Origin of the sequence: Mesorhizobium amorphae (genome assembly GCF_014843845.1) — a bacterium.
Classification (GTDB): domain Bacteria; phylum Pseudomonadota; class Alphaproteobacteria; order Rhizobiales; family Rhizobiaceae; genus Mesorhizobium; species Mesorhizobium amorphae_A.
The window spans coordinates 75577-87805 of the sequence record NZ_JHQS01000019.1 but is presented as its reverse complement, the minus strand read 5'-3'; the positions used below and the strand labels follow the sequence as shown (position 1 = coordinate 87805).

General features: G+C 62.9%; 10 protein-coding genes. 4 read left to right on the top strand and 6 right to left on the bottom strand.

What is annotated here, in order from left to right; genetic code table 11:
* The first annotated feature begins 261 nt into the window (after positions 1–261).
* Positions 262–1797 (top strand): DHA2 family efflux MFS transporter permease subunit, encoded by a 1536-nt coding sequence (locus tag DH08_RS12445; RefSeq protein WP_192179588.1) that lies wholly within the window; start codon positions 262–264, stop codon positions 1795–1797.
* A gap of 44 nt (positions 1798–1841) precedes the next feature.
* On the opposite strand, the gene DH08_RS12440 is transcribed toward DH08_RS12445, so the two are convergent.
* Together DH08_RS12440 and DH08_RS12435 are read right to left on the bottom strand one after the other, a co-directional pair.
* A complete protein-coding gene (locus DH08_RS12440) occupies positions 1842–2360 on the bottom strand; it encodes a CAP domain-containing protein (RefSeq protein WP_192179587.1) in 519 nt (172 codons plus the stop codon).
* A 162-nt stretch (positions 2361–2522) separates the two neighbouring features.
* Entirely contained in the window at positions 2523–2885 is a 363-nt protein-coding gene (locus tag DH08_RS12435) for a winged helix-turn-helix transcriptional regulator (RefSeq protein ID WP_192179586.1), read from the bottom strand.
* A 114-nt stretch (positions 2886–2999) separates the two neighbouring features.
* Here DH08_RS12435 and DH08_RS12430 point away from each other — a divergent pair, with 114 nt between their 5' ends.
* The gene (locus DH08_RS12430; protein WP_192179585.1) at positions 3000–3704 is read left to right on the top strand and encodes a glutathione S-transferase family protein; all 705 of its coding nucleotides are present in this window, start codon (positions 3000–3002) and stop codon (positions 3702–3704) included.
* A gap of 117 nt (positions 3705–3821) precedes the next feature.
* Here the strand turns inward: DH08_RS12430 and DH08_RS12425 are convergent, their stop codons facing one another.
* The 4 genes from DH08_RS12425 to DH08_RS12410 form a co-directional block, all read right to left on the bottom strand.
* Entirely contained in the window at positions 3822–5045 is a 1224-nt protein-coding gene (locus tag DH08_RS12425) for a TadE/TadG family type IV pilus assembly protein (protein ID WP_192179584.1), read from the bottom strand.
* Between the two features lie 211 nt (positions 5046–5256).
* Positions 5257–5889 (bottom strand): LysE family translocator, encoded by a 633-nt coding sequence (locus tag DH08_RS12420; RefSeq protein WP_192179583.1) that lies wholly within the window; start codon positions 5887–5889, stop codon positions 5257–5259.
* Positions 5890–6008: 119 nt separating this feature from the next.
* Positions 6009–7982 (bottom strand): TadE/TadG family type IV pilus assembly protein, encoded by a 1974-nt coding sequence (locus DH08_RS12415; protein ID WP_192179582.1) that lies wholly within the window; start codon positions 7980–7982, stop codon positions 6009–6011.
* A gap of 36 nt (positions 7983–8018) precedes the next feature.
* A complete protein-coding gene (locus DH08_RS12410) occupies positions 8019–9983 on the bottom strand; it encodes a TadE/TadG family type IV pilus assembly protein (RefSeq protein ID WP_192179581.1) in 1965 nt (654 codons plus the stop codon).
* A 289-nt stretch (positions 9984–10272) separates the two neighbouring features.
* Here DH08_RS12410 and DH08_RS12405 point away from each other — a divergent pair, with 289 nt between their 5' ends.
* Together DH08_RS12405 and DH08_RS12400 are read left to right on the top strand one after the other, a co-directional pair.
* Positions 10273–11133 carry a TIGR01459 family HAD-type hydrolase gene (locus tag DH08_RS12405; RefSeq protein WP_192179580.1) on the top strand — a complete coding sequence of 287 codons (861 nt, stop codon included), beginning with the start codon at positions 10273–10275 and terminating at the stop codon, positions 11131–11133.
* Between the two features lie 35 nt (positions 11134–11168).
* A complete protein-coding gene (locus tag DH08_RS12400) occupies positions 11169–12152 on the top strand; it encodes a bifunctional riboflavin kinase/FAD synthetase (protein ID WP_192179579.1) in 984 nt (327 codons plus the stop codon).
* Positions 12153–12229 lie beyond the last annotated feature (77 nt).

Below are 12229 nucleotides of genomic sequence, written 5' to 3'. Positions count from 1 at the left end.
CAAGGACAGGAGACAGGCCGGCGGGGCGAAGGGCGAGGATTGCGACGGCACTGCCGCCCAGCCTCGACATTCGACTTCGGACCCGACGTTCCACAGGGTTCCGGGCGGCTGGCGCCCGCGAAATTCGAGACGCTCTGGTCGATGTAACCCCCACATCGATGGTCGCGTCCCACCGCGATGAGGGTCTCTCCACACGGGACGGCCTCGCCGCCCGGAAACCCTTGTCTACACGTTTTTGTTACCGACTGGAAGTTCCGCATCATGAGCACCCCAGAACCCTTCAAGGAAGTGCCGCGCCGCGGCCTGATCACGGTTGCGCTCATGCTGGCGACGGTCATGCAGGCGCTCGACACCACGATTGCCAACGTTGCGCTGCCGACCATGACCGGCGATCTCGGCGCCTCGCCGGACAACATCAACTGGGTGCTGACGTCCTACATCGTGGCCGCCGCGATCATGACGCCGGTCACCGGCTGGCTGGCCGACCGGCTCGGCCGCAAGGAACTGTTCCTGACGGCGGTGGTCGGCTTCACCATCTTCTCCATGCTGTGCGGTCTGGCGTGGAGCCTGGAGACGATGGTGTTCTTCCGGCTGATGCAAGGCGTGTTCGGCGCCGCGATCGTGCCGCTGTCGCAGACCTTCCTGCTCGACATCAACCCGAAGGAACGCCACGGCCAGGCGATGGCCATCTGGGGCGCCGGCATCATGCTGGGGCCGATCCTCGGCCCGACGCTCGGCGGCTGGCTGACCGAGAATTTCAACTGGCGCTGGGTCTTCTTCATCAACCTGCCGGTCGGCATCGCCGCCTTCCTCGGCATGGCTGCCTATTTGCCTGCCGTTGCCCGGCGGATACGCAGCTTCGATTTCTTCGGTTTCGCCATGATCTCGCTCGGCGTCGGCGCGCTGCAGCTAATGCTCGATCGCGGCGGCGAGGTCGACTGGTTTTCCTCGGTCGAGATCTGGATCGAGCTCGGCCTTTCGCTGACCGGCTTCTGGGTGTTCATCATTCACACGGTGACGGCGGAGCACCCGTTCATCGACCCCAAGATCTTCCTCGACCGCAATTTCGTGACCGGGCTGGCGTTCATCTTCGTCATGGGCGTGCTCATCCTGGCGAGCATGTCGCTGCTGCCGCCAATGCTGTCGACCATCTTCGGCTATCCGACCATGACCATCGGTGTCGTCATAGGTCCCCGCGGTATCGGCACGATGATTTCGATGCTTTTGGTCGGCCGCATCATGCACAGGGTCGATGCCCGCATCCTCGTTGTCATCGGCTTCCTTTTGACCGCGCAGTCGCTCCACACCATGGCGAGTTTCACGCCGCAGATGGACAACTGGCTGATCCTCAGCTCCGGCATCATCCAGGGCCTGGGAATGGGAATGGTGTTCGTGCCGCTGTCGACCGTGGCTTTCGCGACGCTCGACCCACGCTACCGCACCGATGCCACGGCGCTGTTCAGCCTGGTGCGCAATCTCGGCTCGTCGATCGGCGTGTCGGTCGTGACGGTTCTCCTGGTGCGCAACATCCAGGTCAACCACAGCGAGCTCTCGGCCTTCATCAACCCGTTCAATCCCAATCTGTGGGCGGTCTCGCCTGCCGCGGCGGGCGGCGACCCAACGGCACTTTCGGAAGTCGACGGGCTGGTCAATATCCAGGCGATGATGATCTCCTACATCAACGACTTCAAACTGCTGATGATGATGACGCTGCTTGCCGTCCCGTTCGTCTTCCTGCTGCGCAAGCCAAAGGATGGTCCGGCCGCAGGCGGCGCACCCGCCGCGCATATGGACTGACCCCTCATGTGGCAGCAGTGCAGAGCGCCTTCGCCCGAAGGTCGTTACTTGCCCAGCACCAGGCTCCAGTAGCGCAGGCTGGAGTCGCGGCCGTCGCGCACATAGGCAAGGCCGAAGCGGGTGAAGCGCGGGTCGAGCATGTTGCGGCGATGGCCGGGCGAATGCACCCAGATGTCGAACAGTTTCGCCTGGTCGAAGCGGCCTTCGGCGATGTTTTCGGCGGCCGCACCGGCAATGCCGTTGCCCCTGACGCGCGAGGAAAAGGTTTTGCCCCAGCCGGTTGTATGGCTCATGCGGCGCGCCCCGGCCATATAGCCTGCCTGCTGCAGCGCCGCCTGTTCGAGCTGTCCATCGGGAACCAGCGGACCGAGCCCGGCCGAAGCCCGAATGCCGGCCAGCGTGCCGGTGGCGGATGAGGAGACGCCGGCGCCTTCGCCGGTCGGCTGCGAAACGGTGCTGCAGGCCGCGAGGCCGACCAACGCGGCCAGGCTGGCTCCCTTTAGCAGCAGGCGCCTGCTCAGTTTCGATTGGGCTTGGTGATTGTCGATGTTCGCAATGGTCATGTCCGCCTGAGATAAGCGCGATCATGGCTTTTGCCGGGCAGGGCGGCGAAAATCTCGGTTCTAGAGCAATTCCAGGAAAAGTGTGAAACGGTTTTCCGTCCGGAATTGCGTCAAAACAAAGAGATAGAGCGGTTCTGCGTTTCCGTGAAACGGTGAACCGCTCTAGGCAGCTGTATCGAGATTTGTTTCCGAGATTGGAGAACGGCCGGTCCGGTCGTCTTCCGTATACACCCACCACGAGCCGAGCGCATCGATCAGCGGCACGAGCCTGCGGCCAGGCTCCGTAAGGTCGTAGTCGACGCGCAGCGGATAGCCCGGATGCGCTGTCCGCCGCACGATGCCGGCGTCCTCCAGCTTGCGCAGCTCCAGCGCCAGCATGCGGTGCGACACGGTCGGATTGTCGCGCCTCAAGTCGCTGAAGCGTTTGGTCCCGTCCTTCAGATAGTAGAGCAGCAAGGTCGGCCAGCGACCGCTGAGCACGCGCATGGTCTCTTCGATCGGGCAGCGCGAGACGACGTCTTTCATGGGGGGCCTGTGGCGGCTGGTTACAGAATAGTGCGTAATTTACATGGGGCGGCCAGCGTTTAGGGTCAAGTTTCGCTGCGCAGCGAAATCCCCTAAATGATGGAAGAAGCAACAATGGAACCTATCCTCCTTTACGGCTTCCCGGCGGGAAGTTCGATGGGGCTCGTCGCTGCGTTTGAACGCGTCGGGCAACCCTACCGGCTGTGTCGCGTCGACATGCTGGCCGAGATGAAAAACGATGCCTATGCCGGCATCAACGGCCGGCAGGAAACGCCGGTCCTGATCACCGACGAAGGCAACGTGCTCACCGAGACAATGGCCATTGCCGCATGGCTTGAAGCCCGCGACAGTGAGCGCCGCATCAGCTTCGAGCCGCGCACGCCGGAAGCCGACCGCATGCACCAGCTCACGGCTTTCGTGAACACCGGCTTCACCGCCGCATTCAGCCCGCTCTGGGTGGCGCTGGAAATGGCGTCGCCCGATCCGGTGCTGCAGGCGACCTTGCGCGATTTCGGCCGCAAGGCGGTGGCCGAGCGCCACGACCGGCTAGAGGCCATGATCACCGATACCGACTTTCTGGTCGGCGACCGGTTGACGCTGGCCGACACCACGCTGATCGGCGTGGCGCGCTGGGCCGAGTACCATGAGGCGATCGACGGTGCCGCCTATCCAAAGCTCGCCGCTTTGCGCCGCCGCATCGAGGCCGATCCGGCCGTGCGATACGCGCTAGGTGTCGAGGATGGCGAAAGGCCTGTCGGCTCGGGCGCCTGCCTCGGGCACGTTCCCCTGGCCGAGGTCATCGAGCGCTTCGCCGCCTAGAACCGTAGGCGGGGTGGCGCCAGCACCTGGCGCCGCCCCTCCGACAACCGCCTGTATGTAAGGTCGCGTCCGGGCAGCGCGTTGAAAATCGCTACCCGCGCGGCGCTAAATACTCGCTCATTTCGCGAGCGTGATGAGGCGGCCGGCATACATCTCGCGATTTCCGAGCAGGGCCGCGCAGTCCGTTCTGACGGAGGAGTTTCCCGTCATCTGCACGGTCTTGCCGACAAGCCTCAGACAGTCGCCCTGGCCGCTCATGTCGGAGTTTCCGGCATAGGAAATGGGCGCGTCGGGCGCATAGACGAATCCGCTGATTATGGAATTTGCGGTGCCATTCAGCGTCAGGGCGGAGGTGTTCCCGTGGTCCTGAAAAATGGTGATGCCGGCATAGGGGCCGCTGGTCGGCGGGGAAAGGTTCACCTTCTCATTGGCGTTTATGTAGATCTGCGCGTCCTCCATGAGGAACAGGGTCACGCCCTGGCCGGTCAGGCTGCCGTTGCCCCCCGGCTTTATGGTGGTGCCGCGCAGGATGTAGGCGCCCGGGTCCAGCGTGATGTTTCCCGACAATGTCTTGTCGCAATAGGTGCCGGGCGACAGCGTGTAGGTTTTGCCGTTCGGGACGGGCAGGCACAATGTGTAGGGGGGAGGGACGACGTCGGCCAGAGGATCGATGGACGCATATTGATCTTCGAGCGGCGTTTCGCAGGTGAGACTGGCGTTGGGCAGCGAAAGCCCGGAAGTGCCGCCGACGGTCGAGACGCAGCCCGCAGAAACCAGCGCGGAACCGCCTCTGTTGACGGAATCGGACGCATCCGAGTTTGACGCGATCACGCAGCTGCTCATCGAGACATTGGTCGAGCCCTGCAGGTTCACGGCGGCGGATGCATGCGGATCGAGCGCCAGCACGCAGGCCTGCGCGCCGGGCTCTATCTTGACCGAGGCCGAGCGGTGCGCCTGCCAGGAGTCCGAGCCGCTGATGAAGCCTGGGCGGCTGATGCTGGACGAAAGCGAGATGTAATAAGCGCCCGAGCCCCCGCTGGCGGTTGCTGAAAAGGCCGAGACGCTGCCCGAATATTTCTCCTGGTCGACGTCGCGCAGGTTGGCCGCGAAGAATGTCAGGCCTAGCTCCTGGACTTCGCCAGCCGTCATGTCGGGAGAGTACTTCGTGCCGACGGCAAGCCCAGCCGCGTCCAGCGAGTTCTGCAACTGCGCGGCGTCGTCGCTCGTGCCCACGAGATCGATGGCGCCGGCCACGCCAATCATGACCGGCAGCATCGCTATCGCGGTCGCTATGGCAAAGTTGCCGCGCTCCGATAACCAGAAGCCTCTGAACGTGAACATTGCCCCCTGCCCAAGCTTGCCTGCCTTATGTGGTACGCTAGGGGAATCTACGGGCCATTTAAGAAAACACTAAAATGCTGAATGCTAAAATGCCGCTCAATGGTTGACCAAAAAAGGCCTTGCCAGCACGGTCAAGCGACAAGACCCGAACAGCGCGCTGCCGCTCTTTGAGCAGCGGAACCATCCGATCGTCGCTTGGCGGTTTCCGATCTCAGCGTTGTGCGTCTGTCGCCATCCTGAGCGCCAGCGCCGTCAGCACCGTGCCCATCATCCAGCGTTGGACGACCAGCCATAGCGGCCGTCCGGCGAGGAAGGTGGCGATAGAGCCGGCCGTCACCGCGATGATGGCGTTGACGGTGAGGCTGATCGAAATCTGCGTGACGCCGAGCACCAGCAACTGCGACAGCACATGGCCCTTGCCGGGATTGATGAACTGCGGCAGCAACGACAGGTAAAGCACCGCCACTTTCGGGTTGAGGAGATTGGTCATCAGCCCCATGGCGAACAGCTTGCGCGGCCTGTCCTTCGGCAGTTCGCGCACCTGGAACGGCGAGCGCCCGCCGGGCCTCACCGCCTGCCAGGCAAGCCACAGCAGATAGAGCGCGCCGGCAAGGCGCAGCGCGTCATAGGCGAAGGGCACGGCAAGCAACAGCGCGGTGATGCCGAAGGCGGCGGGCAGCACATAGAACAGGAAGCCGAGAGCCACGCCGCCAAGCGAGATCAGCCCGGCCTTCGGTCCTTGCGAGAGCGAGCGCGAGATCAGGTAGATCATATTCGGCCCGGGCGTCAGCACCATGCCGAGGCAGACCAGCGCAAAGGCAAGATGGTTGGCGGCGTCGGGCATCAGGGAGTCTCCGGGTGGTGGCGGGAACACTCACCATGTGCCTTCAACAACCGCAAGGGCATGATGAGAGGGAGTGGTTGCGCCAGCGCTGACAATTGGCGAAAGCGGCGGAGCCGCCTCTAACTGACCACGCGCAGGTTCGACAGCTCGTTGGCGATTTCCTTGAAATTGTCCGACAGCGTGGCGCCGGTCGCATTCCAGAACAGCTTGGCCGGCTTGCTGGCGTCTGTCGGGTCCTTGCGGAAGCGCGAGTCGGACGAGCACGTCTTCAGCGCTTCCATCGCCTTGACGTCGCCGGCGTCCGTCGACGACATGTCGAGCGCGACAGTCATCACCATGATGTTGGCCGCCTTGGCGTTGTTGCACAGCGTCGCCATCTGCTCGTTGAGCGCTTTGGTGTAATTGCTCGAAGTGTAGTTGAACTGGCCAACGTCGCTCGACGTGCCGCCGAACAGCCGGGTCACCGCCGTGCCGTAATAGGCGAGGCCGGTATAGCCATAGGCGGCATAGGTCGACTTGTTGCCGGCCGGGTCGCTGCTTACCGTCGAATAGGTGTTCTCACCGTCGGTGAGCACGATGACGACCTTGTCGTTGCCGCGCTCCGTCTCCGGCCGCCCTTCGGTGAAGGGTTCGGTGCTCGACACGGTGCGCCAACCCCAGGCCATGCCCTCCGGCACGTTGGTGTTGCCGTTGGGCGCCATCAGGTCGATCGCCGCCTTGATCGCGGTCAGCCCTTCCGGCTTGGTGACGTCGGTCAGCGGCGTGATCGGCGTCGTGGTGCAACTGTAGTTGGGACCGGCGCCCTTCGACAGTACCGGCGCATCGATCGGCCGCGGCTGGAAATACTTGGCCATGTTGGATTGCCGCGTCTTGCCGGTGGTGCTTGTCGGGTCGTCGTTCCACCAGCTGTTGGCCGCGCCATAGGTAACAGGCTTCGCCTCATCCGGATCCTGCGTCAGGTACCAATGGTTACCCGGCTCGTCCGGAGCGAACATCGGCACGAACATGGTGGCCGGATCGCCGACGCCGGTGCCGGTGTTGTTGGGGCCGCCGGAGGCCGGCTCGTCGTTGACATTGTGAGGGTAGGGCCTGACTTCGACGCAGCCCTGCCAGCTGGCGAACGGGCCATAAGTGTCGTTGTAGTCGTATTCATCGTGGCTGCGCTTGCAGGTATGGTTGGACCGGTACTCGTCACAGACGACGCGCTTGCTGCCGACGATGCGCTCGTGGCTGGTCACAACCTTCATGTCGCGATAGAGCGAGAACCGGGTCAGCATCTGACCTTCTTCCTCGCCCCAATTGGCGCCCTTCTTGTACCAGATACCGCTGATCTTCTGGGCATATTTGTCCGCGGCATTGAGCGTCGACCAGTCGAAATTCTCGTTGTGGACCGGCGACAGCCCATAGGCGTCGATCCACGAGGCATTGTCGTTGTCCGGCCCGACATTGACCGAGGCGGCGAAGGGCACGAGACTGAACTGGACCGGCTTGTCGATCTGCTTGATCGCCGCCGCCTGCAAGGCCAGCGTGTCGACGAGCTGCTTGGCGGCCTGCTTGAGCAGGTCGATGCGCTTTTGCCCCGAACCGGTGCCGGCCGTGCTCATCGAGCCGGAATTGTCGAGCACCATGGCGACTTCCAGCGTATTCTTTAGCCGGACCTCCGAGCAGACGGAGTAGTCGACATCGGTAGAGGTCTTGCCGATCAGCATCGCCGCCGCCGGCAGGAAATAGGGTTTGTACACCAGCGCCGCGCAGAGCTTCACCAGGCCGCCGCCGGTCGTGCTGCTGGGCAGCCCGACGTCGAGCGTCGTGTTGGCTGGATCGACACTGCCGAGATTGGCCCTGAAGAAGTCCAGCGCATAGGCCCTCAACTGATCGTCGGTGGCGCCTTCGGCCAGGCGGCGGGCGGTGGCGAAATTGGCGGCGTCGAGCGCGTTCACCACCCTCTGCTTCTCGTTGGCCATTCCCGCGAAGTCGACAGCCAACGCCACGCCGCCCATCAGAGGCACCATGGCGAGCACGGTCATGAGGGCATAGTTGCCGCGCCGGTCGCGGCAGAAGTCACGCCAGAGTTCACGCCAGAATTCACGCATTTTATGTAAGGGGCCCTTGCTTTGATGGCCAGCCGATCAGCTGACGATGCGCAGGTTCGACAGTTCGTCGGCGATTTCCTTGAAGCTCTGAGACAAGGTGGCTCCTGTCGCATTCCAATACAGCTTGGCCGGCTTGGTGGTATCGGTCGGGTCTTTGCGGAACCGCGAGTCTGATGCACAGGCCTTGAGCGCCGTAATCGCCTTTTTTTCGCTCGCCTTTGATTCGACGAGGTCGAGCGAGACGGTCATGACGAGAATGTTCGAGGCCTTCGCATTGGCGCAAAGCGTCTGCATCTGCTCGTCCAGGGCTGCCGTATAGTTGGCATCCGTATACGTGGTCTTCCCAACGTCGGTGCTGGTGTTCATGAACAAGCGCGTCACGCTTCCCGATCCGGGATATGTTAGCCCGGTGAAGCCGTAAGCGGCATAGGTCGACTCGTTGTTGGCATAAAGACTGTCGCTGATGGCGCTGTATGTGTTGGCGCCGTCAGTCAGCACGATCACCACCTTGTCATTACCTTTTTCGGTGTTTGGCCGGCCTTCCGTAAAGGGCTCGTTGCTCGAAACGGTTCGCCAGCCCCAGGCAAGGCCTTCCGGGACGTTGGTATTGCCGGTCGGCGCCATGGCGTCGATAGCGTCATCAAGTTGCTTTTTCTCGGCGGCTACGGTGACGTCCTTCAGCGGCGTGATCGGATTGGTCGTGCAAGCCGCGTTCGGACCGTCGCCCGACGAAGCAGAGGCAGAACCATAAGGCTTGATCAGGAAATATTTTCGCATGTCCGACTGCCGCTGCCTGGCCGTCGGGTTGGCTGGGTCGTAAGGCCAGTCGGCCCACCAATTGTTGCTGTAGCCGTAAGACACGCTGCTGACATCGTTGGTGCCGTCGCGATTGAAATCGCGCCAGAGAGTCCCGGCCTCGTCCGGCGCGAACATCGGCACGAACAAAGTTGCCGGATTGCCGGTGTCCGGCGTCGTATCGTCATCATTGTAAGGATACGGCCTCGCTTCCACGCAGCCTTGCCAACTGGCATAGCGGCTGGTCGTGTAGATGTACTGCGGATCGGTCCAATGGCCCTCGGTACATTTGTTTTTCTTGTTGTAAACATCGCATATGTACTGCTGGGAGTTGGGCACCTCCTCGCGGCCAGACTCGACGGTCATGTCGGCGTAGAGGCTGAAACGGGTCAGAGGCTCGTCCTTGCCGTCCCCCCAGCCATCCCCGCGCTTGTACCAGACGCCATTGCTTTTTTCGGCATACTTGTTCGAATCGTTGCTGGAGGTCATCTTCGTCCAGTCGAAATCTTCGTGCTGGATCGGCGAGATGCCTTCCTGGTCCATCCAGTTATCCCCATCATGCGTCGGGCCGACATTGACCGAGGCTGAAAATGGCACCACAGAGAACTGCACCGGTTTCGTGACCTGCTTCATCTGCTGGGCCTGCAGTGCAAGCGAATCGATCAGTTGCTTGGAGGCCGCCTTTAGCAGATCTATGCGTTTCTGCCCGGTGCCGGACCCAAGCGTGCTCATCGAGCCGGAATTGTCGAGCACCAACGCAACCTCTAGCGTGTTTTTGAGTCGAACTTCCGACCTTGCGGTAATGTTGACCTTGGTGTTGCTCGAAGCTTTGCCGATCAGCATCGCGGCCGCAGGCAGGAAGTATGGATGATACTTCAGGGCAGCCTGAAGGACGAGCGTGCCGCCGCCGGTGTTGGTGCTGGGCAGCGTGACGGTCAGCGTCGTATTGGCGGGCTTGACGTGGTTCAGATTGGCTTCGAAGAAGTCCTTGGCGTAGGCCTTGACGGCATCATCGGTCGCGCCGGAGACGATCTGCCGGGCCGTGGCAATACCGGCCGCGTCAAGCGCGTTCATCGTCTCCTGCCGCTGCCGCACCAGTTCCGCATAGTCGACGGCGAGCGCCACCCCGCCCATCAGCGGGACCATGGTGATAACGGTCATCAAGGCATAATTGCCGCGCCTGTCGCGCACAAACTTGCGGAACATTGTCTTTAGCCCCCGCTAATATGCGACCATAGTCGCAGTCAATCTACGACCATGGTCACAGATCGTTAAATTTCACGTTGCTCGAAAGCATCAAGGTCGCGCCGCCTTTTTGACTGCGCGTTAACCCTGTGGTGCCGGATCCTTCGAGGCGGTGATGCCGCGCCCCTGACCGCCAGCCCCACCGCCGATGGCGAAAGCTGATGACAGGACGGAGCGCTTCGGCTAATGCGGGAACGGCTGCGGCGGACCGTCGGCGGCGGCCTTCGCAAAGAACGACTGGGAAAACGGCATGGCGGATTCGCCCGACATCATCGGTTCGCTCGCGGATTTGTCGGCGGCCTATGCGGCCATCCTCTGCGACGTCTGGGGCGTGGTGCACAATGGCGAATGGCATTTCCCGGCTGCGGCCGCGGCGCTGGCCGCGGCGCGCGCGGCGAAGCTGCCGGTCGTGCTGATCACCAATTCGCCGCGCCGCAGCGCCGACGTGGTGGCGCAGATGAACGCGATAGGTGTCCCGCAGACCGCCTACGATCGCGTCGTCACCTCCGGCGACGTCACCCGCGACCTGATCGCCGAAGGTCCCAGAAAGATCTTCCATATCGGCGCCGACCGCGATTTCACCCTCTATGAGGGCCTCGACGTCGATCTTGTCGAGGAGTTCGAGGCCTCCGGCGTGGTCTGCACCGGCCTGTTCGACGACGAGGTGGAGAAGCCCGAGGACTACGCCGAGCTGCTGCGACGGCTGCGGGCCAGGAACCTGCCTTTCATCTGCGCCAATCCCGACATCATGGTCGAGCGCGGCGAGCGCATGATCTGGTGTGCCGGCGCGCTGGCCCGCGACTATGCCCAGCTCGGCGGACGCACGCTGATCGCCGGCAAACCCTACGCGCCGGTCTATGACGTCGCGATGCGCGAGGTCGCCCACCTGCTCGGCCATCCCGTCGAGCGCTCCCAGGTGCTGGCCATTGGCGACGGCATGATGACCGACATAAAGGGCGCGGCCGACAACGGTTTCGACGTGCTCTATGTCTCCGGCGGCATCCATGCGCGCGACTATGGCGATCCGCTGCAGCCAGATCCCGCCAGGCTCGCGGCCTTTCTCGAAAAGCATGGCTATCGGCCGGTCGCGGTCATTCCGAGACTGCAGTAGGGGAGTAGGGTCGCCCCGATGACGGAAGCCTCAAGATGACCGAAGCCTTCGAACGCGTTTCCGCAACATCGCCGCTGCCGGCTCATTTGCGTGGCGGCGTGGTGGCGATCGGCAATTTCGACGGCGTCCATCGCGGCCATCAGGCGGTGCTTGACCGCGCGCTTGCCGAAGCGCGGCGGCGCGGCGCACCGCCTCTGGTGCTGAGCTTCGAGCCGCATCCGCGAAAGGTGTTCAGGCCCGATATCCCGCTGTTCGTGCTGACGCCGCCGCCGATGAAGGCGCGGCTCCTGTCGCATCTGGGCTTCGCCGCACTGGTCGAACAGCCGTTCACGCGCGAGTTTGCTTCGCTGTCGGCCGAGGCCTTCGTAACCGGCGTTCTGGCAGAAAATCTCGGCATAACCCATGCCGTCACCGGCTTTGACTTCCACTTCGGCAAGGACCGCCAGGGCGGCCCCGCCTTCCTGATGGCTGCCGGCGAACGCCATGGCTTCGGCGTTACGCTGGTCGATGCGTTTCGCGACGAGGGCGCAGTGGTGGTGTCGTCGAGCCGCATCCGCGCTCTTTTGTGCGAGGGCGCTGTCGCCGAGGCAGCAGGCCTGCTCGGCTATCGCTTCACCGTCGAGAGTGAAGTGATCCGTGGCCAGCGGCTTGGCCGGACGCTGGGCTTCCCGACAGCCAATATGAGGCTTTCGCCGGAAGCCACTCTGAAAGAAGGCATTTATGCCGTCCGCTTCCGCCGCGCCGACGGCACGCTGCATGACGGCGTCGCCAGCTTCGGGCGCCGGCCGACCGTCGACGACAATGGTGCGCCGCTGCTGGAAACCTTCGTCTTCGATTTCTCCGGCGATCTCTATGGCGAGACCTGCGAGGTGTCGTTCTTCGGCTTCCTGCGCACCGAGGTGAAGTTCGACGGGCTCGACGCGCTGGTCGCGCAGATGAAGCGCGACGAGGCCGAGGCGAGGGCGCTGCTTGCCGGCGTCAGGCCGCTTTCGGAGCTGGACCGCTCAATCGCTTTTTGACGGCTTTCAAGACCAGCGGTCGAAAATCGCCGAGAGATGCAACCGATTGTGAAGTGGTTCATTGAAGGCCGCCGCCA

Excerpts from the sequence above, each read along its gene's own strand:
- DH08_RS12445 (WP_192179588.1), top strand. The coding sequence starts at position 262 with ATGAGCACCCCAGAACCCTTCAAGGAAGTGCCGCGCCGCGGCCTGATC.
- DH08_RS12440 (WP_192179587.1), bottom strand. The coding sequence starts at position 2,360 with ATGACCATTGCGAACATCGACAATCACCAAGCCCAATCGAAACTGAGC.
- DH08_RS12435 (WP_192179586.1), bottom strand. The coding sequence starts at position 2,885 with ATGAAAGACGTCGTCTCGCGCTGCCCGATCGAAGAGACCATGCGCGTG.
- DH08_RS12430 (WP_192179585.1), top strand. The coding sequence starts at position 3,000 with ATGGAACCTATCCTCCTTTACGGCTTCCCGGCGGGAAGTTCGATGGGG.
- DH08_RS12425 (WP_192179584.1), bottom strand. The coding sequence starts at position 5,045 with ATGTTCACGTTCAGAGGCTTCTGGTTATCGGAGCGCGGCAACTTTGCC.
- DH08_RS12420 (WP_192179583.1), bottom strand. The coding sequence starts at position 5,889 with ATGCCCGACGCCGCCAACCATCTTGCCTTTGCGCTGGTCTGCCTCGGC.
- DH08_RS12415 (WP_192179582.1), bottom strand. The coding sequence starts at position 7,982 with ATGCGTGAATTCTGGCGTGAACTCTGGCGTGACTTCTGCCGCGACCGG.
- DH08_RS12410 (WP_192179581.1), bottom strand. The coding sequence starts at position 9,983 with ATGTTCCGCAAGTTTGTGCGCGACAGGCGCGGCAATTATGCCTTGATG.
- DH08_RS12405 (WP_192179580.1), top strand. The coding sequence starts at position 10,273 with ATGGCGGATTCGCCCGACATCATCGGTTCGCTCGCGGATTTGTCGGCG.
- DH08_RS12400 (WP_192179579.1), top strand. The coding sequence starts at position 11,169 with ATGACCGAAGCCTTCGAACGCGTTTCCGCAACATCGCCGCTGCCGGCT.